At 50.7% G+C, this 25,326-nt stretch carries 20 protein-coding genes; 19 read left to right on the plus strand and 1 reads right to left on the minus strand.

The genetic code is table 11. From position 1 onward, the window contains the following. The first annotated feature begins 105 nt into the window (after positions 1 to 105). From dnaJ to ABXS70_RS05775, 9 genes are all read left to right on the plus strand, one after another. Entirely contained in the window at positions 106 to 1,224 is a 1,119-nt protein-coding gene (gene dnaJ / locus ABXS70_RS05735; RefSeq protein WP_342552123.1) for a molecular chaperone DnaJ, read from the plus strand. 191 nt (positions 1,225 to 1,415) lie between these two features. After that, a complete protein-coding gene (locus ABXS70_RS05740; protein ID WP_366294635.1) occupies positions 1,416 to 1,784 on the plus strand; it encodes a hypothetical protein in 369 nt (122 codons plus the stop codon). Positions 1,785 to 1,806: 22 nt separating this feature from the next. Further along, on the plus strand, positions 1,807 to 1,986 hold the full coding sequence (locus ABXS70_RS05745) for a YfhD family protein (RefSeq protein ID WP_123062588.1): 180 nt from the start codon (positions 1,807 to 1,809) through the stop codon (positions 1,984 to 1,986). Then, a complete protein-coding gene (locus ABXS70_RS05750; RefSeq protein ID WP_366294638.1) occupies positions 1,979 to 2,371 on the plus strand; it encodes a hypothetical protein in 393 nt (130 codons plus the stop codon). The genes ABXS70_RS05745 and ABXS70_RS05750 overlap by 8 nt, the downstream gene beginning before the upstream one ends. Positions 2,372 to 2,565: 194 nt before the next feature. Then, positions 2,566 to 3,531 (plus strand): 50S ribosomal protein L11 methyltransferase, encoded by a 966-nt coding sequence (gene prmA, locus ABXS70_RS05755; RefSeq protein WP_366294641.1) that lies wholly within the window; start codon positions 2,566 to 2,568, stop codon positions 3,529 to 3,531. Positions 3,532 to 3,533: 2 nt separating this feature from the next. Beyond that, positions 3,534 to 4,217 carry a site-2 protease family protein gene (locus ABXS70_RS05760; protein WP_366294644.1) on the plus strand — a complete coding sequence of 228 codons (684 nt, stop codon included), beginning with the start codon at positions 3,534 to 3,536 and terminating at the stop codon, positions 4,215 to 4,217. Positions 4,218 to 4,352: 135 nt separating this feature from the next. Next, complete coding sequence (locus ABXS70_RS05765) at positions 4,353 to 5,117, plus strand: RsmE family RNA methyltransferase (protein WP_366294647.1); 765 nt, start codon at positions 4,353 to 4,355, stop codon at positions 5,115 to 5,117. 2 nt (positions 5,118 to 5,119) lie between these two features. Further along, positions 5,120 to 6,466, plus strand: coding sequence for a tRNA (N(6)-L-threonylcarbamoyladenosine(37)-C(2))-methylthiotransferase MtaB (gene mtaB / locus ABXS70_RS05770; protein WP_366294650.1), 1,347 nt, complete (start codon positions 5,120 to 5,122; stop codon positions 6,464 to 6,466). A gap of 102 nt (positions 6,467 to 6,568) precedes the next feature. Beyond that, positions 6,569 to 7,006, plus strand: coding sequence for an NUDIX domain-containing protein (locus ABXS70_RS05775; RefSeq protein ID WP_366296553.1), 438 nt, complete (start codon positions 6,569 to 6,571; stop codon positions 7,004 to 7,006). A 65-nt stretch (positions 7,007 to 7,071) separates the two neighbouring features. Here ABXS70_RS05775 and ABXS70_RS05780 read toward each other — a convergent pair whose 3' ends face one another. Beyond that, entirely contained in the window at positions 7,072 to 8,073 is a 1,002-nt protein-coding gene (locus ABXS70_RS05780) for a Na/Pi symporter (protein WP_366294653.1), read from the minus strand. A 223-nt stretch (positions 8,074 to 8,296) separates the two neighbouring features. Here ABXS70_RS05780 and ABXS70_RS05785 point away from each other — a divergent pair, with 223 nt between their 5' ends. From ABXS70_RS05785 to ABXS70_RS05830, 10 genes are all read left to right on the plus strand, one after another. Next, positions 8,297 to 8,536 (plus strand): hypothetical protein, encoded by a 240-nt coding sequence (locus ABXS70_RS05785; RefSeq protein ID WP_366294656.1) that lies wholly within the window; start codon positions 8,297 to 8,299, stop codon positions 8,534 to 8,536. Positions 8,537 to 8,722: 186 nt separating this feature from the next. After that, complete coding sequence (locus tag ABXS70_RS05790) at positions 8,723 to 10,099, plus strand: class I SAM-dependent rRNA methyltransferase (protein ID WP_366294658.1); 1,377 nt, start codon at positions 8,723 to 8,725, stop codon at positions 10,097 to 10,099. A gap of 419 nt (positions 10,100 to 10,518) precedes the next feature. Further along, positions 10,519 to 14,022, plus strand: a complete 3,504-nt coding sequence (gene addB, locus ABXS70_RS05795) for a helicase-exonuclease AddAB subunit AddB (RefSeq protein WP_366294661.1) — start codon at positions 10,519 to 10,521, stop codon at positions 14,020 to 14,022. Further along, positions 14,019 to 18,254, plus strand: coding sequence for a helicase-exonuclease AddAB subunit AddA (addA, locus tag ABXS70_RS05800; RefSeq protein ID WP_366294663.1), 4,236 nt, complete (start codon positions 14,019 to 14,021; stop codon positions 18,252 to 18,254). Before addB ends, addA begins: the two co-directional genes overlap by 4 nt. 119 nt (positions 18,255 to 18,373) lie before the next feature. Next, complete coding sequence (locus tag ABXS70_RS05805) at positions 18,374 to 19,558, plus strand: exonuclease SbcCD subunit D (RefSeq protein ID WP_366294665.1); 1,185 nt, start codon at positions 18,374 to 18,376, stop codon at positions 19,556 to 19,558. Beyond that, on the plus strand, positions 19,555 to 22,974 hold the full coding sequence (locus ABXS70_RS05810) for an SMC family ATPase (protein ID WP_366294667.1): 3,420 nt from the start codon (positions 19,555 to 19,557) through the stop codon (positions 22,972 to 22,974). The genes ABXS70_RS05805 and ABXS70_RS05810 overlap by 4 nt, the downstream gene beginning before the upstream one ends. Before the next feature lie 229 nt (positions 22,975 to 23,203). Then, positions 23,204 to 23,689: a hypothetical protein gene (locus tag ABXS70_RS05815; protein ID WP_366294669.1), complete on the plus strand. Its 486-nt coding sequence runs from the start codon at positions 23,204 to 23,206 to the stop codon at positions 23,687 to 23,689. A 272-nt stretch (positions 23,690 to 23,961) separates the two neighbouring features. After that, positions 23,962 to 24,321 carry a histidine triad nucleotide-binding protein gene (locus tag ABXS70_RS05820; RefSeq protein WP_366294672.1) on the plus strand — a complete coding sequence of 120 codons (360 nt, stop codon included), beginning with the start codon at positions 23,962 to 23,964 and terminating at the stop codon, positions 24,319 to 24,321. Positions 24,322 to 24,501: 180 nt separating this feature from the next. Next, complete coding sequence (rpsU, locus tag ABXS70_RS05825) at positions 24,502 to 24,675, plus strand: 30S ribosomal protein S21 (RefSeq protein WP_005547957.1); 174 nt, start codon at positions 24,502 to 24,504, stop codon at positions 24,673 to 24,675. Positions 24,676 to 24,690: 15 nt separating this feature from the next. Next, on the plus strand, positions 24,691 to 25,134 hold the full coding sequence (locus ABXS70_RS05830; protein WP_342552108.1) for a GatB/YqeY domain-containing protein: 444 nt from the start codon (positions 24,691 to 24,693) through the stop codon (positions 25,132 to 25,134). Positions 25,135 to 25,326 lie beyond the last annotated feature (192 nt).

Consider the following 25,326-nt stretch of genomic DNA (forward strand, 5'->3'; position numbering starts at 1 on the left):
ATCGGTGACGTTCGGATTAAAGGGAAAGTCATAGCCGGGGCTCCCGTGCTTTGACTTTCCTTTTGTCACGATGTGCGATAAGGTGAATGTTATGGGGGTGGAAGAGTGGCTGAAAAACGTGATTATTATGAGGTGCTCGGCGTAAGCAAAAATGCGAGCGACGAGGAAATCAAGAAGGCATACCGCAAGCTCGCCCGTCAGTATCACCCTGACGTGAACAAGGCTGCAGATGCGGAGGCCAAATTCAAGGAAGTAAAAGAAGCTTATGATGTCGTAAGTGACAGCCAGAAGCGTGCTCAGTACGATCAGTACGGTCACATTGATCCGAATCAGGGTGGATTCGGCGGTGGAGACTTCGGCGGAGGCGGGTTTGGCGACATCTTTGATATGTTCTTTGGCGGAGGCGGTGGACGTCGTGACCCGAATGCACCGCAGCGGGGAAATGACCTGCAGTACACTATGACTATTGAGTTCAAGGAAGCTGTATTCGGCAAGGAAACGGATATTACGATTCCGCGCACCGAGGGCTGTGATACTTGTCATGGTTCAGGTGCCAAACCAGGAACGAAGCCGGAAACATGTTCCGTATGTCACGGCAGTGGACAGCAGGAAGTCGTACAAAATACGCCGTTTGGCCGTATGGTGAATCGTCGCGCTTGTTCCAACTGCAGCGGAACCGGACAGATTATTAAAGAAAAATGCACGACCTGCAGCGGCAGCGGCAAAGTTCGCAAACAGCGTAAAATTCATGTTCGCATTCCAGCGGGTGTGGATGACGGTGCACAGCTGCGCATGACAGGTGAAGGTGAAGGCGGTCTTCGCGGTGGCCCGGCAGGAGACTTGTACATTGTCATTCGTGTGAAATCTCATGATTTCTTTGAACGCGAGGGTGATGACATCTACTGTGAGGTTCCACTGACATTTGCTCAAGCAGCGCTTGGAGACGAGATCGAAATTCCGACACTTACGGAAAAAGTGAAGTTGAAAATTCCGGCCGGCACACAGACCGGTACGTATTTCCGTCTCAAAGGCAAAGGTGTTCCGCGCCTGCGTGGTATGGGACAAGGGGATCAGCATGTGAAAGTAGTTGTAGTTACACCAAGCAAGCTGAGTGATGAGCAGAAAGACCTGCTTCGTCAAATCGCTGCACTGGATGGCGAACAAACACATGAGCATGAGCAGTCTTTTTTTGATCGAGTAAAACGCGCCTTTCGCGGCGACTGATTAACATATATAAGAGCGTAGTATGGAGACACTTTCGATTATCGGGGGTGTCTTTTTTTATGTGATCATATCTTTTCAAGTAATTGTAGAGTGAGCGGTTCGGTATATTCTGGGCTCCGCTGCGGAAAGATAGCAGGGCGGGAACGATATGTTAAACAGGTATGAGAGAACGAAGGAAGCAGGTGGCACAAGTGACGGAAAAAAATATTTTGGCCTATTTTCACAGCCCAGAGCAGGCACAGGGAGCGGCCAAAAAATTGGAGGCACTGCGAGTGGAGGATCTATCCATAAATCGTTTCAGCCGTTATGCAGGTGTCGGCCCAAGCGGAGCCTCCTACAGACCGGGCATCTCTGGAAGTTACTCATCGTGGTTGCCCGATGCGATGCAGACCAATGCCAGCTCGGGCATTATGGCTGCGGCTGACCCTGCTGCCAGCGGAATGAGTGATGGCGGACAAGGCGGTCCTACGGGAAGGGATGTTTTGCTAACTGTCGTTGTAGATGAAGAGGTACATCACCGGGCAATGTCGATCATTGAACAAGCCGGTGGCATGATCTAATTTCAAAAGGAGGAAGAACAAGATGGCTAATCGACAACGACCAGGCGAGATTTTAACGAAAACAGAAAAGATGAAACGGCTGCAGTCCGCTAAAAATGAGGATGTAGAGTTCAGCGCAGAAGCGGCGGATCACGAGGATATTGAAGCATTGCGCCGCAGTGAGGCGGCAGATCGCCGCCAAGGAAGAGAAATTCATGACTGAAGATCGCTCGGCGGTCACACTTGAAGCCGTATTTACGAGTTGGTCTGAAGCAGAATCTGCACGCAGAGTACTGGAGCTGCTGCATCCTAATCAGCTCCGGATCGAGAGTCTGCGCGAACATACAGGGACAGCTGGATCAAGCGGGGGCAAGCAGGATGACAGCTCGCCAACAGCGGTTGTTGGCGGCTTCAGCGGCGAGCTGAATGTGCTTGCTCTAATTAGTGATGAGACCGAGGTTTTATCTAAGGGACAGGTTTATGATGATCCGAAGGGCAGTGCAGCGGGAAGCTCGAAACAGGGTATTCTGCTGACTGTCTCCGTCTCACAGGATTCTCTGCCGCAGGCTGCGGAGATGATTACACAGAACGGTGGTCGTTTCTACTAGTTTATTCGTAATAAGAACCAGCAGGCGAAAAAACAGAGCAGGATATCCGGGCAGTCTGGCTGCGGATATCCTGTTTTGTTTTCTTTTATGTGCAGGCTTTGTGCTCCGGCTTGCTTGTGTAGTACAATAGTTGGGATGTTTAAATTATAAGCAGGCAAAACCATGTTTTAATTATTGAGGAGGCAAAACCACGTATGTTATGGCATGAACTAACAATACATACCACAGAAGAAGCTGTGGAGATGATTTCCAATTTTTTGCATGAAGCGGGTGCTGGAGGGGTATCGATTGAAGAGTCCGGTACTTTAAATAAAAAACGGGATACAACTTATGGCGAGTTATATGATGTTCCGCTCAACGATATTCCTGAAGGTTTTGCTGTTATCAAAGGATACTTCTCCGAAGGTACAGACATGGATGCGCTGCAGGCAGAAGTTAATCCGAGAATTGAGGAATTATCCGATTTTGGCATTGATGCCGGCCAAGTTCGGTATGAAACACGCACGGTGGATGAAAATGACTGGGCTACAGCATGGAAGCAGTACTTCAAACCTGTTCGTATCTCCGAACGTCTGACGATCAAGCCAACATGGGAGGAGTACACGCCGGAAAGTGCAGAAGAGAAGATTATTGAGCTGGACCCCGGGATGGCCTTCGGTACAGGTACGCACCCGACGACAACGCTCTGTCTTCGTACGTTGGAAAAAGTCATCCAAGGCGGAGAAGAGATCATTGATGTTGGTACAGGGTCTGGCATTCTGGCGATTGGCGCGGTACAGTTGGGTGCAAAACATGTGCTGGCGCTTGACCTTGATCCGGTTGCTGTAACGAGCGCTGTGGAAAATGTAGAGCTGAACAACATGCAGCAGCGGATTACAGTCAAAGAGAGCGATCTGTTATCTGTACTGGGGAGTCAAGACCCAGCCTTGGGCGTAAAACTTCCTGTCAAAATTATTGTAGCCAACATTTTGGCTGAAATTATTTTGCTGTTTGTGGATGATGTGTATAACGCACTGGAGTCTGGCGGCATTTATATCGTTTCGGGGATATGGAAAAACAAGGAGCAGGTTGTGCATGATGCTCTTGTATCATCCGGATTTGAAGTGCGGGCCATTGAGCGTGAAGAGGACTGGCTGGCGTTTGAAGCCAGAAAGAGGTAAATATGGATTTTCTGGATCGATTCCTACGTCTTCCGCTGGAACAACTGCCGTTTTTTCTGGTGACCATTCTGATTGCATTTACGGTTCATGAATTCGCGCATGCGTACTTTGCTAACAAGTTTGGTGATCCGACAGCGAAGCTGCTCGGAAGAGTCACGCTGAACCCGGTTGTGCACTTTGACCTGCTGGGCGTGCTGCTGCTCGTGATCGCAGGTTTTGGGTGGGCGCGTCCTGTTCCCGTAAACCGTGCAAATTTTGATAAACCGAGACTAATGGGTACAATCGTGTCGGTAGTAGGTCCACTTAGCAATCTGCTGCTTGCGATCATCGGTGCAGTTATCTATGGAATATTGTTTGGATCAGGTGTATTGGGAAACATTGAGAATGAGCGGGTCGCTACAGCCGTGATGACTTTTTTGCCGATGTTCAGCATAACGAACTTCTTCTTGTTTATGTTTAATCTGATTCCGCTTCCGCCACTCGATGGTTACCGTATTCTCGAAGATGTGCTTCCGCCATCGATCAGCCGCAAAATGCAGGGGATAGAACAGTGGTCCATCATTGTATTTCTGCTGATTCTGATTATTCCGCCACTGCAGGCCGTTACGATTCAGCCGTTATATTTGTTTGCCAGCAATATGTACATGGATTTGGTAGGTCTGGTTATTGAGCTGTACCGATCATGATCTGTCCTGAAAATGGGCTGTAAAGCTGGTCAGAAATGAATAAAAGTTGTATGATCATCTGTGGCGACTGGAATCCTGCCTGTTTTCCTGCGGGGGAATTCCAGTCATAACAGGAAAGAATGGGTGGACAGACATATGCAGCGGTATTTTATATCTGCAGAGCAGTTTAGTGAACATGAAGTGCTTATTACGGGTGATGATGCTCGTCATATCGGCAAAGTCATGCGCGGCAAGCCTGGAGACAAGCTGATCGTCAGCGACGGGAACTCCAGAGAAGCTTTGGTTGCCATCGATAGTATTGAAGCGGGCGAAGTAAAAGCAGTCATTCTGGAACCGCTCGTTATGGATCATGAAGCAAAATTGAGTGTTACTGTGGCACAAAGTTTGCCTAAAGGCGACAAGATGGAAACGGTAATCCAGCGATGCACGGAAATCGGAGCCGTATCATTTGTACCTTTTTTATCGGAACGCACGATTGTACAGTATGATGCCAAAAAAGAAGGCAAACGTCTGGAGCGGTGGCGGAAAATCGCCAAGGAAGCTGCTGAACAGAGCCATCGTAATCGAATTCCAACTGTTGAGCAGCCGCTTTCCTGGAAAGGGCTGTTATCTTCTTTTGGGGACTATGATCTGGTATGTTATTGTTATGAAAAAGAGGACGGCAAGCAGCTTAAAGATGTTCTGAAGCCGTTTGTAGGACAGCTTGCTCCTGATGCAGGAGCGAAAGTGCTGATTGTTGTTGGACCTGAGGGCGGATTTTCCGAAAAGGAAACGGCCCAGGCAGATGAGGCAGGTGCGGTATCCGTTGGACTGGGCAGGCGCATTTTGCGTGCCGAGACGGCAGGTATGGCTGCATTGACATGTGTTCTATATGAATCCGGAGAAATGGGGGGAATGTAATTATGCCATCCGTGGCGTTTTACACCTTGGGCTGCAAAGTTAATTTTTATGATACAGAGGCAATCTGGCAATTATTCAAAAACGAAGGATACGAACAGGTAGACTTTGACGAACAGACAGCAGATGTCTATTTGATTAATACGTGTACCGTAACAAACACAGGCGACAAAAAGAGTCGTCAAATTATCCGCCGAGCGATTCGGCGTAATCCCGATGCGATTGTAGCGGTAACAGGCTGTTACGCACAGACATCTCCTGCTGAGATTCTGGATATTCCTGGTGTTGACCTGGTGATTGGAACTCAGGATCGGGATAAAATTTTGCCATATGTGAGAGAAATACAGGAATCGCGCCAACCCGTTAATGCGGTGCGCAACATTATGAAAACACGGGTGTTTGAAGAGATGGACGTGCCGGATTTTGCGGATCGTACGCGTGCATTCCTCAAAATTCAGGATGGATGCAACAACTTCTGTACGTTCTGCATCATTCCATGGTCTCGTGGTCTGTCCCGCAGTCGTGAGGCACACAGCATTGTTCAGCAGGCACATCAGCTGGTACAAGCGGGTTACAAAGAGATTGTTCTAACAGGCATTCATACTGGCGGGTACGGAGATGACATGGAGAACTATGATCTGACCGATCTGCTGTGGGACTTGGACAAAGTGGAAGGACTGGAGCGTATTCGGATCAGCTCTATTGAAGCAAGCCAGATTGATGACCGGATGCTCGATGTAATCAAACGTTCGGACAAACTGGTTCGTCATTTCCACATTCCGCTGCAGGCAGGAGATGACACCGTTCTGAAACGCATGCGCCGCAAATATACGACTGCAGAATTCTATAACAAAATGCTGCGTATACGTGAGGCTATGCCGGATGTTGCGATCACAACCGACGTTATCGTAGGTTTCCCGGGTGAAACGGACGAGATGTACCGCAATGGGTATGATCTGATGCGTAAAATCGGCTTCTCGGAAATGCACGTATTCCCTTACTCCAAACGGACAGGCACTCCGGCAGCACGCATGGAAGATCAAGTGGATGAGGACATTAAAAATGCGCGGGTGCATGAATTAATTGAACTGTCCGAACAGATGCAGCTGGAATATGCACAGAAGTTTGTTGGACAAGTGCTGGAAGTAATTCCAGAAGGTGAAGCCAAAGGCCGCGAAGGCAGCGGCAAGCTGCACGGATACAGTGACAACTACATTCAGCTGGTGTTCGACGGAACACCTGACATGGTCGGTAAAGTGTGCCGTGTGAAGCTGACTGAAGCAGGTGCGAATGAAAGTCAAGGTACGCTGGTTCGTGTATTGGAAGAGAATCTGAAATCTGCTGCGATGTAATCGAGGCGTTAGGAACAAGGATTTCATTTCCTTGGGGAGAGTACCCGAGGAGATGAGGTCCTTCTTTGCCAAGGGAAGAAATTGAAGCGTGTGGGGGAGAATATCATGAACAAAAAGGAAATTTCAGCAGGCGGCGTTGTATACAGAACCGGAGAAGACGGTCAGCTTCAAATACAACTTATTATGGATCGTTACGGTAAAATAACACTTGCCAAAGGCAAGATGGAAGATGGAGAAACGATCGAACAGACGGCCCTTCGTGAAATTCTGGAAGAAACAGGTATGGTGGGCCGTATTATCGAACCGATTAATATCATTGCTTATACGTATCAGCATGCTGAATTTGGGCCCGTGGACAAGGAAGTGCACTATTACCTCGTGGAAGCGGAAAGCGGTGATCTGCAGCCTCAGATTGAAGAGATCAAAGGTGTGGATTGGTATACTCCGGAAGAGGCTTGGTCCAAACAGCAGCAGAACGGATACGACAACAACGATGATGTTGTGCGCGCTGGCTTGAACAAACTGGGTGTCAATGTATAAACAGTGAGTATTTCGCTGCATCGATGTCTGCATGTTCTACAAGCCCGGGAAGGGTTGACAGCATTTCAAACCACAGGTGTCTTGGCCGAAGAGGCGATGACAGGTGTTTTTTTGTGCCAGATGGGCAGGTAACAGAACGGTAAAGCCAGCAGTGAGCTGATGATATTAAAAAGAGTCTGGGCATGCGCAATCTGTGCCCCTTGATCCGCTGAGAGCCAGGCCGAAGCTGCATGCAGCTGGCTGATCAGCGGCATAAACAGCAGCGCTCCCGCAATGTTAAGCACCACATGGGAGGCTGCCACAAATTTGCCTGCCGACGCCCCGCCCGCGGCTGCAATAACAGCGGTGATGCAGGTCCCGACATTGGACCCGATCACGATAGCGATGCCGATCTCCACAGGCAGTACGCCTGTGGCGGCCAGCGTGATCGCCATGCTGATGACCGCGGCACTGCTGTGAATCAGCGCGGTCAGGCAGGCCCCTGCGAGAAAGCCCCACCACAGGCTGTCCGCCGAGCGGTCCAGAAACCATTGAAATACCCCCATGCTGCGGAGCGGAATGGCAATGGACTGCATGACCTGAATGCCTGTCATGACGAGCGCAAAGCCTGCTGCTGCGAGGAAGCTGAATTGTATGTTGGCCAACGTCCGGCGGGTGCGCGCAGGAGCAGCTTGATTGCGTTCAGCAAGGATAACAAATATGGACCATCCTGTCAGCGATAGGAGCAGCAGCGGCAGTGAAGCACGTCCAATCTGAAGGCCGACCAGTTCCGTTGTCAGACAGGTTCCGATATTGGTTCCAAGGATAATGCCGAGCGTACGGCCGTAGGTAATTAATCGTGCATTAGCCAAACCAATCGTCAGTACGGTTACGGCTGTGCTGCTCTGCAGCAGTGCCGTTGCACCAGCGCTGAATGCCATGCCCTTCCACGGGGCAGAGGTGGCGCGGTTCAGCCAGCCTGCGAGCATAGGCCCGGCCATTCGCTGCAGCGCCGTCTCCATCAGCTTCATGCCGCCAAAAAAAATGATAAGCCCATACAGCAAAGGCAGAATTATATCCCTGAACATGATTACATCATTCCTCCCGTCCCGATTGCTTATCACTTATCCTATGAGAAAGTGGAGACAAGCATGACAGGTGAAGGAGTGTTATAAAAAGATGCTATATAAGTTGATATTCATTTACACGTGAACGGAGAGGACGGAAAAAACCTGAAAAAGCGGAGCGGTCGCCTTTATCACCGGATTTCCCTTTGAAAAAGGCATTCAAAAAATCTGGGGATAACAGCGATTGGAAGGTTATTCTGTCATCGGAGTGGACGAAATCGAATCCAAAGAAGCGAAGCGTGCGCCTGAAAGCTTTCTGAAAGAAAGCTGCTCGGAAGCATTGGCTTGTCACCGGATTTTCCCTTTGGAGAAGGGGAATCAGAAAAATCTGGAGACAACAGCGATCGTAGGATCAATTCGCCCCCGGAGCGCCATAAAACTGCCGGCCCCCAATTCAAAAGATACGGTGATTCGGCAAACGTAGCGGAGGGGACGAAATCGAATCCAAGGAAGCGAAGCGTTCGCCTTTGTCCTCGGATTTTCCCTTTGAAGAAAGGGAATCCAAAAAAATCTGAGGACAACAGCGATCATAGGATCGATTCGTCCCCGGAGCGGCCTCTGCCGCCCAAACCTGTCTTTTCAACTAAAATAAGAAAGAAGTGGATCAATCTTGCCATCCGTAACACTGGAACGCAGCCGCAAAAAACGGCTGGAACATGCACATCCCTGGGTTTTTAAAAATGAAATTGCGTCCGTAGACGGCAATCCGGAACCGGGTGATATCGTCAATGTACTGAATCATCAAGGTCGTTACTTGGCGACGGGTTATTATAATCCGGCTTCGCAGATTACCGTGCGCGTGGTCTCGTACCAGCCTTTGGAATTTGAACAGATGGACACGGCCTTTTTCGCAGCACGTTTTCGTGACTGTCTGCGTCACCGGGAACGCTTCATACAGGGTGGGGAAGCGTATCGTCTCGTTTACGGCGAAGCCGATTTTCTGCCTGGACTGATCGTTGACCGATTCGGCAGCATTCTAGTGGTGCAAATCCTGACCCTTGGGATGGATCGCTGCCGTGAAGCCATTGTACAGGCGCTCATTGAAGTCATGCAGCCAGAAGGCATTTATGAGCGAAGTGATGTATCTATTCGTGAACTGGAAGGTCTGGAGCAGGTCAAAGGTCCGCTCTATGGAGATTGTCCGCGTCATGTTACGGTGACTGAAAATGGACTGCTCATCAAGGTGGATATTGTGGAGGGTCAGAAAACAGGCTACTTCTTCGACCAGCGTGAGAATCGTGCGGCCATTGAACCGCTGATGAAAGGCTGGGGGTATAAAAGCGGCATCACACTGCAGCAGATCGAGCACGAAGGAAGCGAGCAGCAGCTGCCTGTGAATAAGGGAGGCAAAGTGGTGACTTTCCCGTATTGGGACGGGGCCACGGTGCTGGAGTGTTTCTCGCACACCGGCAGCTTTACCTTGAATGCATGCAAATATGGAGCGAAGAAGGTAACTTGTCTTGATATTTCCGAACATGCCATCGAAAGTGCACGAACGAATGTAGAACTGAACGGTTTTACGGATCGGGTAGAGTTCGTTGTAGCCGATGCTTTTCAATATCTGCGTGAGCAAGTCAAAGGACTTGATGAGCGCAATGCACGCGCACGAGCATCGGAGCAAAAGGTGGATACCTCCAAAGCATTATCCAATGCTGGAAAAACGTTTGATGTCGTTATCCTTGATCCGCCTGCGTTTGCGAAAACAAAATCCGCAGTCAAGGGAGCATGCCGTGGTTACAAGGACATTAATCTGCAGGGTATGAAACTTGTCAACGAGGGCGGATATCTGGTAACGGCAAGCTGTTCTTATCATATGCGTCCTGATCTTTTCCTTGAAACGATAGCGGATGCCGCAGAAGATGCAGGTAAAGTGCTCCGTTTGATTGACTGGAAAGCCGCTGGCAAGGATCATCCGCAAATTTTGGGCGTAGATGAAGGGCACTACTTGAAATTTGCTATTTTTGAAGTGCGAAGCAAAAAGAATTAAGCATATTCTCTTTTATTTAGAATGAATCGTACCCTATGGGATAGGCACTTTAAAAAGTCCATCTTATAGGGTATTTTGTTTATGAGGAAAAGCTTGATCTTGGCGGACAAACTTTTATTATTAGTCGAAAAGGATACTTTGTTCGGTCTTCGTCCCGACTCATTTATGTCTAGGCCGGCAGCCGAAGGATTGAATTTGAAAAAGGAGGAAGTCTGCTTCTATAGTTACGGATATGTTGGTTGAAGTGTAATTGTAGACGCAAATCCATAAGAAGCTGCTGGCTGTATTGTACAGGCGGCTTTTTTTATAGCCATATTGTGTTCTTATTTGGTGGATCATGGCAAACGTATGTTCCGAAGTGAGTAAGGTATGATATACTGGAAATTAAAATCTTGTACGTGCAGTTTGGAGGATGACACATGTCCGTACGCTTTGTTATTGGCCGGGCAGGCAGTGGCAAAAGCACACTGATTACCCGGGAAATCACATCCCTGCTTAGGCAGGAGCCTCAAGGAAAACCGCTGATTCTGCTTGTTCCTGAACAAAGCTCATTTCGGACAGAGCAGGCACTGGTTTCTTCCGAAGGCATTAAAGGTACGATGCGTGCCGAAGTACTTGGCTTCCGTCGTCTTGCTTATCGCGTTATGCAGGAGGCTGGCGGTTCTGCCCGCATTCCGATTGGAGCTGAGGGCAAGAAGATGCTTTTATATAAAGTCATCCAGCGTCGGAAGGAAGAATTGAGGTTGTTTGCTGCTTCGGGCAGCCAGCTTGGTTTTATTGGGGAATTGACCCAATTATATAGTGAGTTTAAACGATACGAAGTGCATGCTTCGGTACTCGAAGAGGGGCTTGCAGCGTGGGAGATTGCATCTACTTCACCTATTCTGGAGGATAAGCTGCATGATTTGAACTTGATCTACCACGACTACGAGAGGGAACTGACTAATTTATATATTGATGATGAAGATACACTGAACGAGCTGACGGGGCGTTTGCCGGAAAGCACATGGCTGCAGGGAGCTGAAGTCTGGATTGACGGTTTTCATGGATTCACTCCGCAGGAGATGAGTGTCATAGGACAGCTCATGCTGCAGGCCTCGTCTGTAACCATTTCCTTAACGCTTGATCGTGCTTACGAGCAGGGTGTACTGCCGGGAGAGCTGGAATTATTTTATCCAACAGCTAGTGCTTATACGCGGCTCAAAGGCATGGCAGAGCATTTGGGTGTGTCCAGCGATACGACAATACTTCATGACGAAGTACTGCCGAGATTTAAGGATCGGCCAGGACTTGCCCATCTGGAGGCTGGGTTTGATCGGCGTGTTCGCTGGAGAAGCGAAGGCGAAGACTCGGGAATTCGCTTGGCTGCTGCGGAGAATCGCCGGGCAGAACTGGAGGGCGCACTGCGTGAAATGCGTCGTCTTGCGCAGGAAGATGGGGCCAGATATCGGGATATGGCAGTGCTTGTTCGCGGATTAGAGACCTATGCTGATATTGCGGAGCCGTTATTCAGGGATTATGATGTTCCGGTCTTTCTGGACCGAAGACGAAGTGAACTGCATCATCCATTATCCGAATTTATTCGTGCGGCATTGGATATTGTTCGCCGCAACTGGCGGTACGAGGATGTATTTCGCTGTGTCAAAACAGATCTGCTGCTTCCGCTGAATGGTTCCATTACACGTGAAGACATGGACCAGCTCGAAAACTATGTACTTGCCTGCGGTATCCATGGATATCGCTGGACGGATGGCAAGCCGTGGAAGTATGTTCCAAGTTTGTCTCTGGAAGATAACGCCCAGGAAGGACGCAGCCGGGGACGGGATGCTTTGTTATCACAGATGGAAAGCTGCCGGACTGTAATCACATCGGCACTCGGCATGTTTGAGAAACGAATGAAAAAAGCAAAAACAGCCGCTGCTCAATGTGAAGCATTATTCGGACTGTTAGAGGATGCAGATATTGCACGTAAGCTGGATCAGATGTCCGCTCTGGCCAAAGCACAGGGGGATCCTGAGCGGTCCAGAGAGCATCGTCAGATTTGGGGGGCTGTACTCGATCTGCTGGACCAGATGGTTGATATGATGGGAAATGAACGCTTGGACATTTCTTTATTTGCAGGCATGATCGAAACCGGATTGACTGAACTCAAGCTGGGGCTTGTTCCCCCGGCACTTGATCAGGTGCTGTTTGGTTCCATGGATCGTACGCGTCTGCGCGATATTAAATATGTATTTATTCTTGGGGCGGTCGATGGAGAGCTGCCGGCAATCCCTCAGGATAACGGTGTACTCACGGAACAGGAGAGGCTGCTGCTGACGGAAAGAGGCATGGGCCTCGGTCCCGGAGCAACGAGATTAATGCTGGATGAACGCTTCCTGATCTATACCGCTTTGACAGCTGCCAGCAAACAGTTATGGCTGAGTTATCCGGTGGCGGACGATGAAGGCAAGCCGTTACTGCCTTCCGAAATTGTGCGTCATGTGCGTAAAATGTTCGGATTGCAGGAGCAGCTTTTGCTTGCGCAGCCGCCAGTAATGGATTCAGACTCGCTGCACGCTTCATATGCTGTTCATCCCGAACGGAGTCTTTCGATGCTGATTGGACAGCTTCGCAGATGGCGCAGGGGAGAAGAGATTCCCGAGATGTGGTGGGCAGTCTACAACTGGCATGTAACCCGGGATACGAGCCGTCCGCAGCTGGAACGGCTGCTCAGCTCGATCTTTTACCGCAACCGTGCCCTGACGCTGCAAACATCGACCAGCCGCAGACTTTACGGTACAGAGGTACGGACAAGTGTGTCACGTATGGAACGATTTGCAGCCTGTCCTTTCTCTCATTTTGCATCACACGGGCTGAAGCTCAAAGAGCGGCAAATATATCGTCTTCAGGCCCCGGATATCGGTCAGCTGTTCCATGCTGCACTGAGTCAGCTGGCCATGCGTCTGCGTGAGGAAAATCGCAGCTGGGGCAGTCTGACGCCGGAACAGTGCCGACAGGAAGCCGAGCAAACGGTCGAACAGATCGCTCCTCAGCTTCAGGGAGAGATCTTGCTGAGCACGAAGCGTTACGGGTATATTTTTCGCAAATTGAAGGATATTGTCAGCCGCGCGTCCGTTATTCTTGGCGAGCAGTCCAGACGCGGCAGTTTTGAACCGATCGGGCTGGAGCTTGATTTTGGTCCAGGCAAACCGCTGCCTCCACTGCGTTTTGAACTGGAGAATGGCTGTGTGCTGGAAATCGTGGGCCGGATTGACCGCGTGGATGTCGCTGAAGGCGAGAACGGACTGCTGCTGCGCGTGATTGACTACAAGTCCAGTCAGACCGATCTCAAACTTCATGAGGTGTACTATGGATTATCGCTGCAAATGCTCACTTATCTGGAAGTACTGCTGAGTGCAGCTGAAGAGTGGTTAGGAGAAACGGCGCTGCCGGGAGGCACTCTCTATTTCCATGTGCATAATCCTCTGCTGCAGTCAGCAAACGGTATGACATCAGAACAGGCGGGGCAGGAGCTGCTGAAACGATTTAAAATGAAAGGCCTGCTTTTGGCCGACCGCGATGCTGTGGCTCAAATGGACCGCACACTGGATAAAGGACACTCTGCAATTATTCCGGTGGCTTTGAAGGCGGATGGCAGTTTCTACAGCAGTGCCGCAGTAGCCGCACCTGAACAGTGGGACACACTGCTTGCGGCGGTTCGAGGTAACATTCGCGATATCGGAACGCGGATTACGGATGGTGATACAGCGATTGAGCCGTATCGTATACAGCAGGAGGTTGCATGCACGTTCTGTCCGTACAAACCGGTCTGCCAATTTGATGAGAATATTGAGGGGAACGACTATAAACTGCTGTCCAAACCGGGCAAACAGCAGATTTGGGACATGCTGTCTCACAGCAGGGAAGGAGAAACGTTATGATGCATATGCCTAAACCGGAAGGCAGCTTCTGGAGTGATGATCAGTGGAGTGCCATTGCCGAGCATGGAGAAGATATTCTGGTCGCTGCGGCTGCGGGATCAGGGAAAACAGCTGTTCTGGTTGAGCGAATTATCCGCAAAATAGCAGATCCTTCCCAAGGCTTCAGTGTGGACCGGCTGCTCGTGGCTACATTTACAAAGGCGGCGGCGGCCGAGATGAAACAGCGTATTCGTGAAGCGCTGGAGCGTGCACTTGAGGAACAGCCCGAGGATGAGCATCTGCGCAGGCAGTTATCACTGCTTGGACGAGCTTCCATTACTACGCTGCATTCCTTCTGTATGGAGGTCATTCGCAGATACTATCAGCAGATTCCGCTCAATCCGGCTTTTCGTATTCTCAATGAAAATGAAGCCGAAATGCTGCGCCAGGAACTGCTGGAGGAGCTGTTCGAGGAAAAGTATGGTGAAGAAGATGAGGGCAGCACATTCCGGGAACTCGTCGACTGGTTCAGCGGAGAGCGAAACGATGATGCGATGCATCGGCTGGTGCAGCGACTGTATGATTTCTCACGAAGCCATTCCTGGCCGGATCACTGGCTTATGGAGATGGCATCGGCTTTTCAGGTGGAAAGTGTGGAGGCGCTGGGACAATCGGCATGGGTGCAGAGCATTTTGCGAGATGCGGCTCTTGCTTTGAGCGGGGCCGCAGGACTGCTGCGTCAGGGTATTCAGATTTCAATGCAGCCTGAAGGTCCGGCACCTTATGCGGTGACACTCCAAGAGGATTTGGCAGTGGTGGAAGAACTGATATCCGCCGTTGAAATCATGCCCTGGGATAGACTTCCAGAGGTATTCCAACCGGCTGCATTCGGCAAATTGAAACCTTGTAAAAAAGATCAGACAGATCCTGGATTGCAGGAACAGGTGAAAGAGCTGCGGGAAACGGCCAAAAAGGCGGTTAATGATCTGAAAGGTTCTCTTTTCGGCAGGAGTGCGTTCTCCTTCTGGCAGGAACTGGAACAGGCTGCGCCGCTTATGCAGGAGCTTTCCCGACTAGTCAGCACCTTTGGTGAGCGTTACCGTCAGGCTAAGCAGGAACGTGGACAGGTTGATTTTAATGACTTGGAGCACTATTGTCTGCAAATTTTGCGGCATGAGGATTCCACACCTGAGAACTCTATGCCTTCTGATGCGGCTGTGGAGTATCGTGCACGTTTTGATGAAGTGCTGCTGGATGAATATCAGGATACCAATACGGTTCAGGAAGATATCGTCCGATTGATTTCCAGAGAGAACCCGGGCAACCGATTTATGGTTGGTGACGTTAAGCAGAGTATTTATCGTTTCCGATTAGCTGAACCGGGTCTTTTTATGAACAAATATCGTAACTACCAAGCGAGTACTGATGTGGATGCGGACGGGGATAAAGAGAGTGTTGAGGGTGCAGGAAAACGCATTGATCTTGCCCGCAATTTCCGCAGCCGCGCCCAAGTTGTGCATGCTGTCAACGTAATATTCAGGCAGCTTATGAACGAGGGCGTCGCCGAGATTGCCTATGATGAACGGGCGCAGCTGGCTTACGGTGCATCATTTCCATCAGAGACACTTGGAAGTGAAGCGTACACTCCTGAGCTGATGCTAATCGACCGCCAAGGCGGAGGACCGGATGTGTCGGAGAGTACGGAAGATGGCGTGGAGGCAGTGGCTTCTGCGGAACTAGAGAGTGCAGAACTCGAAACGGCTCAGCTGGAAGCACGAGCTATCGCTGTGCGAATACGAGAGATGGTCGGAGAAACGGACAAACCTGCTCTCAGTGTGTATGACAAGACGCTGCAGACCATGCGTCCAGCACGCTATGGAGACATTGTTATACTGCTGCGTTCGACCCTGATGTGGGCTCCGCTGATGATTGAAGAATTCAGACAGCAGGGCATCCCTGCTGGTGGAGAACAGAGTAAGGGATACTTTCAGGCGACGGAAGTCGAAATTATGTTATCTCTGCTTCAGCTTGTGGACAATCCGAGACAAGATATTCCGCTGGCATCTGTGCTTCGATCTCCTATAGTTGGTCTGGATGAAGAGGAACTCGCGCAGATTCGTCTCGGTGACAAAAGACAATCTTTCTATGATGCAGTTGTATCTGCTGCCGGACCGTGGAAGGACGAACCAGGGGCTTCTGGACAGGCTGTGCCAGCACAAGATTTGCATGATGCTCAATTGACTCAGATACAGTGGCCTGAAGGTTGGACGGAGCTTGAGCAGGGATACCGCGAATCAGCTGTTACGGCTGAAATGGAAGCTGATGCGCGAACGGAAAGATTCGCAGACCATTCAGACTTTATGCATGAAAATGAACAAGCTCATTCGGAGCTGCGTCAAAAACTTATTCGTTTCATGCGCCAGCTGGAGCAGTGGAGACAAGAGGCTAGACAAGGCAGCTTAAGTGAGTTGATCTGGCGCGTTTATCAGGAAACCGGATATCTGGACTGGGTTGGAGGACTTCCTGGCGGTCAGCAGCGGCAGAGTAATCTGAAGGCTCTGTACGACAGGGCACGCCAATATGAGGAAGCAACTGCGAATCGCGGGCTGTTCCGTTTTCTGACGTATGTCTCCAGATTACGGGAAAATGGCGGTGATCTCGGAACCGCAGCGAGCGGTTCGGGCGAGCAGGACAATTCGGTGCGGATTATGACGATCCACCGAAGCAAAGGTCTGGAGTTTCCGATTGTGTTTGTCGGCGGTATTTCCAAGATGTTTAATCAGCAGGATCTGCACGCGCCGTTTCTAATGCACAAAGAACTTGGATTTGGCCCGAGATTTGTGGATCGTGACAACCGCGTGGCTTATCCGACATTAGCTAATTTGGCAATTCGGCGGCGGGCTCAATTTGAGCTGCTTGCGGAAGAGATGCGTGTATTGTACGTAGCATTAACTCGTCCAAAAGAAAAGATGATCCTGATCGGTACGGTGAAGGATGCAGCGAAGAAGGCGCAGGCCTGGTCTCAGGTTAAAGACAGCCCGGAACTGGCACTGCCTGATTATCTGCTTGCAGCCGGACGGAATTATCTGGACTGGATCGGACCGGCACTGATCAGACACCCGGATGCTGCGGTGCTGCGTGAGCTTGCAGGGGAGCGCGATTCCTATGCGGCTTGCTTAGCTGTTGATGATTCACGCTGGAACATATCCGTTGTCGCTGCAGAACAGGTGTCTCGTCATCAGAACACAGATCTCACGGAGAACGAAGATGACGGAATAACTGAATTGCGGAGAGAACGTATGGAAGCCCTCCAAGCAGTGAAGCCGGTCGAATTAATGCCATCTCCGCTTGTTAAAGAGCATTCCGTGGAGATGTCGGAAGGTCCACTGGTAGAGGAATTGGTTCATGAGATTGATAAAAAACTCTCCTGGACCTATCCGTTTGAATCAGCTTCACATGTGGCGGCGAGTACTTCTGTGACAGAGATCAAGAGTTCGCTCCCTGCACAGGAGGACGTTTCGTATCCCGTAATCGAAGAGCTGCTGGAGCAGTCTGAAACAGTCTATATGCAGCATACCCTCGGCACAGGCAGCAGGAAGAGTCAAGCGGATGAATCCTCATTCAAGTTACATCTACGCCGTCCTAAATTCATGGGAGAGAGGCAGCTGACGGGAACAGAACGGGGAACGGTATATCATACCTTGATGCAGCATCTTCCTGTAGATGGTGCTGCCGTAGATGCAACGGTTGTTGAACAGACGATCTCACGTCTGCTTGCGCTTCAGATTCTGCTGCCTTATCAAGCAGAAGCCATTGATGCCCGTGAGCTGACGAACTTTTTTGACACGCAGCCTGGAACGGAGATGCTTCGTGCTGCATGGGTCAGAAGGGAAATTCCATTTACTTACGGGCTTCCCGCTCATCAGTCTCCTGCAGCGTGGCTTCATGGACTGCAGCTGAACGAGGAGCAGGAACAGTTCGGTGAAAACAGCAGAGTACAGGCAGGGCTTGAGAACGAAACGGTGCTCGTCAGAGGAATTATTGACTGTCTTTATGAGGTCGATGGCGAACTTGTTCTGCTTGATTATAAAACAGATCGGGTTCTTGAGCATCGTGGTGGGCTGGAGCTTCTGACTGCCAACTATCGATTCCAGCTGCAGCTGTACGGACGGGCCATTGAGGAAATTTTGGGCCGGCAAGTGGATCATAAATGGCTATATTTTTTCGATGGTGGTCATGCGGTCAAATTGTAATTATAAATAGCTGTGAATATCTAATGTTTAAAACATCTCTATTTCAGCGGTGGATGCAGTGATAGAAAGAGCCGTGGATCAACGGATAGTAGATGTTATGGAGAGAGGTGGAACGGACGATGCGTATCTTGCATACGGGGGACTGGCATCTAGGGAAAACGCTGGAGGGACGAAGCAGGCTTCGTGAACAGGAGGACTTCGTTGATGAACTTGTTAAACTAGCTGATGATCAGCAGGCCGATGCTGTATTAATGGCCGGAGATGTATATGATTCGGTGAATCCGCCTGCTTCAGCAGAGCAGCTGTTTTATGAGGCAGCGGCACGTTTGACGGAACACGGCAGGCCGCTGGTTGTCATTGCAGGCAACCACGATCAGCCCGAGCGGGTGGCTTCGGTGACACCGCTGGTAAACAGACAGGGGATTACGCTGGTAGGTACACCCGTGTCCGAAGCTGTGACCATCCATGCACGGCGAACCGGGGAGACAGCACATATTGCGGCTCTGCCATACCCGTCGGAAGCGAGATTAAACGAGCTGTTGACTAGCGATGGGGATGAGAATGTACTTCGTCAAGCTTACAGCCGCAGAGTGGGAATGTTAATGCAGCGTTTGGCTGCTTCCTTTCGTCCGGATACAGTGAATCTCGCCATGAGTCATATTTATGTATTAGGCGGGGTAGAAAGTGATTCTGAACGGCCTATCCAGGTTGGCGGAGCCTACACGGTAGATCCTTCTTCTCTGAATACAGGAGCACAGTATACTGCCTTGGGACATCTTCACCGGGCACAAGCCGTCAAAGGGGAAGGTGTCATCCGATACAGTGGTTCTCCGCTGGCTTACAGCTTCTCGGAGGCGGGACAAAGTAAATCAATCACGATGGTGGATCTTGCACCAGGCGGAGCTGCACAGATAGAAGAAGTGCTGTTAACCTCCGGTAATCCACTCGTGCGTTGGAAGGCGAGAGGGGGGCTGGCCGAAGTATACCGCTGGCTGGATGAAGGACGTGATCCCCAGGCTTACATCGATATGGAAGTCTGGCTGGAGGATGCCATGTCTCTCAAGGAAATTCAGCAGCTGCGAAAAGCCCATGAAGGTATCATTCATATCCGTCCGATCTATCCGGAGATGGAGGCGGCAGGTCTTATGGAACAGCGCTCGGAGCTGCCTGTGCATGAACTTTTTCGCAAGTTTTATCAGCGTCAGACCGGTGGAGCGCAGCCCGAAGACAGCCTTGTACAGCTTTTCTTGGAGCTAGTCGATGAGGACGAGCCGGGTGTGCGCGAGGAGGTCGAAAGCAGATGAAGCCGATTTTACTTAAAGTCGCAGGACTGCAGAGTTACCGCGAGATGCAGGAGATTGATTTCACGGTCCTGACGGAGACTGGACTGTTTGGTATATTCGGGCCGACGGGAAGCGGAAAGTCATCCCTGCTGGATGCAATTACGCTTGCCATGTACGGCAAGGTGGAGCGAGCTGTAAACGGCACGCAGGGCATTATGAATCATGCCGAGGATTCACTCTCGGTTGCTTTTACATTTGAACTTGCTTCGGCAGAGGCCACCCGCAGATTCCGGGTTGAACGGCGCTTCAAGCGTAACAATGAAGTGTCGGTCAGCAATACAGTCAGCAAGTTTATCGAGACGGTGGATGGGGAAGAACATGTACTTGCGGACAAGCTGGCCGAAGTGAATCGGTGTGTTGAAGATGTGATTGGTCTGAAAATGGATGATTTTACAAGAGCGGTTGTGCTGCCGCAAGGGAAATTTGCCGAGTTTCTTTCGCTAAAAGGGAGCGAACGCAGGCAGATGCTGCAGCGGCTCTTCCATCTGGAAAAGTACGGAGATCAGCTTGCGATCAAATTAAGCCGGCGAGTTAAGGATAATGATGTGGCTCATCAATCCCTTGCTGCCGAGCAACAGGGACTGGGCAGCGCCAGTAAAGAAACGCTTGAAGAAACGAAACGGCTGCTTCAATCTGCAGTTCAGCATGCCGAAGCTTCTCGGAAAGTGCTGGATACAGCGGCGAGGGAAGCTGAACAATTAGGCAGAATTCGTGATTTGAGTCAGGAAAAACAAACGCGTATGGAAGAGCAGCAGAAGCTCCATTCGAAGACGATGCAGGTTGAGGCGGATGAAGAGCGCTTGAAGCTGTCGGGAGCAGCTGAAGCGATGATGCCTGTGCTTCAAACCTTGCGTGACGCTTCATCAGTCCGGAAGCAGCGGCAGATGGAGGCAGAAACGGCAGGGAAGCAGGCGGCAGAGCATGAACGTTTGGCTGCTCAGGAAGCCGAAAAGGCGGAAGAAGCCCGAAAACAGCTGACGGCAGAAGAACCGAAACTGCTGCTGCGTCTGGATCAGCTAGAACAAGCCAAGGAGCTGCAGCGGGAACGCGATAGTTTACAGGCGGATTGTTCACGCCTTGCACAGCTAATCGAGAAAGGACAGGCGGAACAGACAACGGCGCGGCAGCAGCTGGATAAAGAGCGGGAGCTTCAACTGCGTGGACGTAAACGGCGTGAGGAATTACAGGAGAGTCTCAAACCGAACGAAGTGAAGTCGGATGAACGCAGACAGCTGCAGGCTGCACTTGAACTGAAGCATCGGATCGATACGGCTTCTGAGCAGGTGAAGCAGCATAAAGCGGATGTGCAGACCTATCAGCAGTCTGCAGAACAAGGTGCCGCAAAGCTGGAAGCGGCGGCTGCGGAGGAAAGACGCCTGACCGAACAGCGTCAGCTGTTGGTGGAACAGGCGGCGGCGGGTTTAGAGGCCCTGCTTGCCTGTGAGCGGGATGTAAATCGTGAACAGCGCTTGCTGGCCCAGGCGGAGGAACAGCTGCGCGGCGCGATGCGTGAGCAGGAGCTGCACCGGCTGTCCACCGCCCTGCGCGCCGAGCTTCGCGACGGCGAGCCGTGCCCGGTGTGCGGCTCCGCACACCACCCGCTCCCGGCTGCACCGCCGGGAGAAGGTCCGCACGCAGACGATGCGGACCTCGAACTGCTGCGCAGCCTGCACGCGGAGCTGCAGGAGCTGCGCTTTGGGCTGCGCCAGCAGCTGCACGAACGCCGCAGCCTGCTGACGCAGCTCGGCGCCGCGGCCGGCAATGCCCCGGCCGCAGCCGAGGCCGCGCCTGCGGCAGCAGCGCCCGAGCCTGCCGAGTTGCCCGAGGACGGGCAATCTCCGGCGGACTGGGCAGCGCGTGCCGCTGCGCTGCGCGAAGCCGCGCAGGCGCTGGCTGGCGAAGCCGCGCCGCTGCAGGGCAAAGCCGCAGCGCTGCAGCAGGCGGCTTCGAGTGCGCAGCAGTGCCGTGTGGAAGCGGCGGCCGCACAGGAGGCCGGCCGTGCCGGGCTCGCTCAGGCGGAGCGCAAGCTGGCCGAGAGCGAAGCCGCTGCGGCAGCGCTGCAGAGCCGCTGGGCCGCGGAACTGCCTGACATCGCACAGGAACAGGCCGCCGGCCTCTATCAAGCGATGCAGGAGCGCGATGCACGCGCGGAAGACATCCAGGAACGTCTGGGCAAAAGCGTGACGTTCCTGGAGGAGAAAGAGCAGCTTGTCCAGACACTGCAGCAGAAGCTGGTGGATTTAGACAAGCAGCTGATTCAGTGGCAGACCGAATGGCAGGGAGGCAGCAGGCAGCTTGCCGAGAAAGAAGAACGTCTGCGTCAGTGGGTCGGTGAGCAGCGTGTAGAGGATCTGATTCGCGGTACACAGAAACGCCTGGAGGAACTTCGCAGCGCGGCCGAAGAATCTGCACAGCGCTTCAAACAAAGGGACGCGCAGAAGCAGGAATCCGTGAAGCGTGACGTTATGGCGCAGCAGGCTGCCTCTTCTGCGCTGGAGCATTTGGAACTGGCACAGAAGCGCTGGCAGCAGCTGCTGGAACAGTCTCCGTTTGAAACGGATGATGCTGTGATGCAGGCGGCAATAGCTGCAGAAGATGCGGAACGCCTGAGAATTGCAATTCAGCAGCACCGCGAACGTGAGCGTGAACTCGCTTCTCAACTGCGTGAGCTGGAGCAGAAATTGGGTGGTGCATCTGTTACCGAGGAAGATTGGACAGCCTGTACGGAACGGTTGAAACAGGCCAGAATCGAGGATGAGACAGCGCTGCAGGCGAAGGCACGTGCTGAACGGGATCTGGAGGATGTGCAGCAGCGCCATGTTCGCTGGACGGAACTGGAGACGAAACGGCTGGAGGTCAGCCATCAAGGGGAGCTTCTTGGCAAACTGCAGTCTGCTTTCCGGGGAAATGCATTTGTCGAGTACATTGCCGAAGAACAGCTGATGCAGGTGAGCCATGCAGCTTCTCAGCGTTTGCGTTTTCTGACCAAGCAGCGGTACTCGCTTGAGGTGGATTCAGGTGGCGGTTTTGTTATCTGTGACGATGCTAACGGGGGAGTGAAACGTCCGGTGTCGACTCTTTCAGGGGGAGAGACCTTCTTGACCTCATTGTCGCTGGCCTTGGCGTTATCAGCCCAGATTCAACTGCGCGGGCAGTATCCGCTGCAATTTTTCTTCCTGGATGAAGGATTCGGCACATTGGACCCTGAACTGCTGGATACGGTCATTACATCGCTGGAAAAACTGCATGACGACCGGTTGGCTGTAGGGATTATCAGTCACGTCCCTGAACTGCGTGCACGTTTGCCGCGCAAACTGGTTGTAATTCCGGCAGGAGATGCCGGTGCAGGCTCTAAAGTTGTTCTGGAAAGTTTGTAAGTACTGGAAGGTTGAAAATGATCGTTTTGTAAAAATATTTCTTTTTTTGATGCTCATATGATAACGAGTGAGTTTCATCACAGATACAGGTTCAACACGCTGTTATACTACAGTTAAGCCGACAAACTTGTTTTAAGCCCCCCGTCGGACATCTGTTCAGGAAGCTTCCTGTATGGATGTCCGCGCAGCGGACTTCTATAGGAAGCCGCTCACGAGGGGCTTCTTTTTATTGAGCGCTCTTAAGCGCGTTTCGTTTTTTTTATATCCTCCGCTGCTTGATCTGGAATCTAACTTCTCTGAATTAGTGTCAATCCGCCCAGATCTGAATACGATGAAGGGTGAAGAAGAGCTGAACTGGGAGGCGATCGGCGTGGATAAAACAGCCGCAAAGAAACTGTGCAAGGATCACATTCATCGTTATGTATGTATTCAGATGAATGATGGTTCCTATTATGACGGCATTGTTGAAAATGTAGATGATGAGATGATTTATTTGGCGGTACCTGTTGGAAATGAAGTCATGGCAGGTCATGCCAATATGGGCCCGAATATGATGCCTGTCGCTCATTACCCGGCAGCGCATGCCCGCGGATTTTATCCGGGCTACGGCTACCCTGCTCCTTATCCGTATTACGGATATGGGCGCAGGCGCTTTAACAGGCTGGTGCTGCCGTTATTTGCACTGACTGCACTAACTTTACTGCCTTATTATTAATCATAATGTAAGGCCGCATCAGACCAGCACTGATTCAAACCAAAATTCAAACAGGTCATACCCGGGCAGTGGAATACACTGCTTTAGGGTGTGGTTTTTTATTTAAAAACGACTTCCGCCTAAACGCGTTCCTGGTTCGTATAACATCAATTCAATATGGTTAACCGTCATTCGAAATAGACATGTCCGATCAGCATTGGACGTACGTTTTTACTTTTAGTATGATATAGGAGTATACATAATTTGAACTCAAAGGAAGGAGGGATTGTACGATGGACTGCTTATTTTGCAAAATTGTAGAGGGCACCATTCCCTCCAACAAAGTACTGGAGAACGATCATGTTATCGTTTTTCATGATATTCACCCTGCGGCACCGACACATGTGTTGATCATTCCAAAGAAACATATATCTTCCATGAATGAAATTACTACGGAAGACCTACCTCTCATCGGAGAAATTCATGCGGCTGCACTGGAAGCGGCCAAGCGGCTTGGTGTACAGGAATTGGGATACCGCCTTATCAACAACTGCGGCCGAGACGGTGAGCAGACGGTGCACCATTTGCACTACCATTTACTGGGTGGAACTAGACTGGGTGCACTCACAAGTTTGTCTGATTCGCACCGATAAAACTGCAGTCTGACGTCACTCAAGTCGAAAAATCATTTTTAGACTTGTAAAACAGATGCAACTCAGCTAATATTAAGGGATCACGTTAAGGTTGACACTTTTATTGCCTTTCGCCTATAATGAAAGATGATGAACCGTGTTATTGCTCTTGGACGGTCTGGTCGGAGGGAGGGAAAACTGGTGTCTGAAACTAAAGTTCGCAAAAACGAGACTATTGATGCTGCACTTCGTCGCTTTAAACGTTCCATCGCTAAAGATGGCGTATTGGCTGAGGTGAAGAAACGTAAGCATTATGAGAAGCCAAGCGTAAAGCGCAAGAAAAAGTCCGAGGCTGCTCGTAAGAGAAAGTTTTAGGAGGATTTTAACTACATGAATCTTAGCGAACGATTGAACGAAGATATGAAGCAAGCGATGAAGAGTAAGGACAAGTTCAGACTCTCCACCATTCGGTTGATTCGTTCGACGATCAAGAATCTTGAAATAGATTTGAAAAGAGATTTGGATGACAACGAAGTGCTTGATATCCTGAGTCGTGAAATCAAACAGCGCAAAGATGCCCTCCAAGAATTTGGCAAAGCAGGTCGCGAAGAACTCGCGGCAAATGCCGAAGCGGAAATTGAAATACTTATCCAGTATCTTCCTGAACAGCTTACCGAAGAAGAAATTAAAGTTATTGTACAGCAGACCATCCAGGAAACCGGTGCTTCTTCGAAAGCCGATATGGGGAAAGTGATGGCGGCCCTTATGCCGAAAGTTAAAGGCAAAGCGGACGGCAAACTGGTTAATCAAGCAGTTCAACAATTTCTGCAATAAAGCAAATTCAATAAACACCTCCTGACTTGTCAGGAGGTGTTTTTCTATCCAGGATTTCGCGTGGAGAAGCTGCCGAGAGAACAGAATCAGTCCTTTAACAGTCTATCGTGATAAGTCGTCCACAATCATTTTATGAAGTGTACGTGTGTCTTTTCACTGAATATACACAAAAATATATAAAATATGGGTTTA

This window comes from Paenibacillus sp. AN1007 (assembly GCF_040702995.1).
Taxonomy (GTDB): domain Bacteria; phylum Bacillota; class Bacilli; order Paenibacillales; family Paenibacillaceae; genus Paenibacillus.

Bases quoted from the DNA above. Each gene is read 5' to 3' on its own strand.
- ABXS70_RS05745 (WP_123062588.1), top strand. From the start codon at position 1,807: ATGGCTAATCGACAACGACCAGGCGAGATTTTAACGAAAACAGAAAAG.
- ABXS70_RS05750 (WP_366294638.1), top strand. From the start codon at position 1,979: ATGACTGAAGATCGCTCGGCGGTCACACTTGAAGCCGTATTTACGAGT.
- prmA (WP_366294641.1), top strand. From the start codon at position 2,566: ATGTTATGGCATGAACTAACAATACATACCACAGAAGAAGCTGTGGAG.
- ABXS70_RS05760 (WP_366294644.1), top strand. From the start codon at position 3,534: ATGGATTTTCTGGATCGATTCCTACGTCTTCCGCTGGAACAACTGCCG.
- ABXS70_RS05765 (WP_366294647.1), top strand. From the start codon at position 4,353: ATGCAGCGGTATTTTATATCTGCAGAGCAGTTTAGTGAACATGAAGTG.
- mtaB (WP_366294650.1), top strand. From the start codon at position 5,120: ATGCCATCCGTGGCGTTTTACACCTTGGGCTGCAAAGTTAATTTTTAT.
- ABXS70_RS05780 (WP_366294653.1), bottom strand. From the start codon at position 8,073: ATGTTCAGGGATATAATTCTGCCTTTGCTGTATGGGCTTATCATTTTT.
- addB (WP_366294661.1), top strand. From the start codon at position 10,519: ATGTCCGTACGCTTTGTTATTGGCCGGGCAGGCAGTGGCAAAAGCACA.
- addA (WP_366294663.1), top strand. From the start codon at position 14,019: ATGATGCATATGCCTAAACCGGAAGGCAGCTTCTGGAGTGATGATCAG.
- ABXS70_RS05805 (WP_366294665.1), top strand. From the start codon at position 18,374: ATGCGTATCTTGCATACGGGGGACTGGCATCTAGGGAAAACGCTGGAG.
- ABXS70_RS05810 (WP_366294667.1), top strand. From the start codon at position 19,555: ATGAAGCCGATTTTACTTAAAGTCGCAGGACTGCAGAGTTACCGCGAG.
- ABXS70_RS05820 (WP_366294672.1), top strand. From the start codon at position 23,962: ATGGACTGCTTATTTTGCAAAATTGTAGAGGGCACCATTCCCTCCAAC.
- ABXS70_RS05830 (WP_342552108.1), top strand. From the start codon at position 24,691: ATGAATCTTAGCGAACGATTGAACGAAGATATGAAGCAAGCGATGAAG.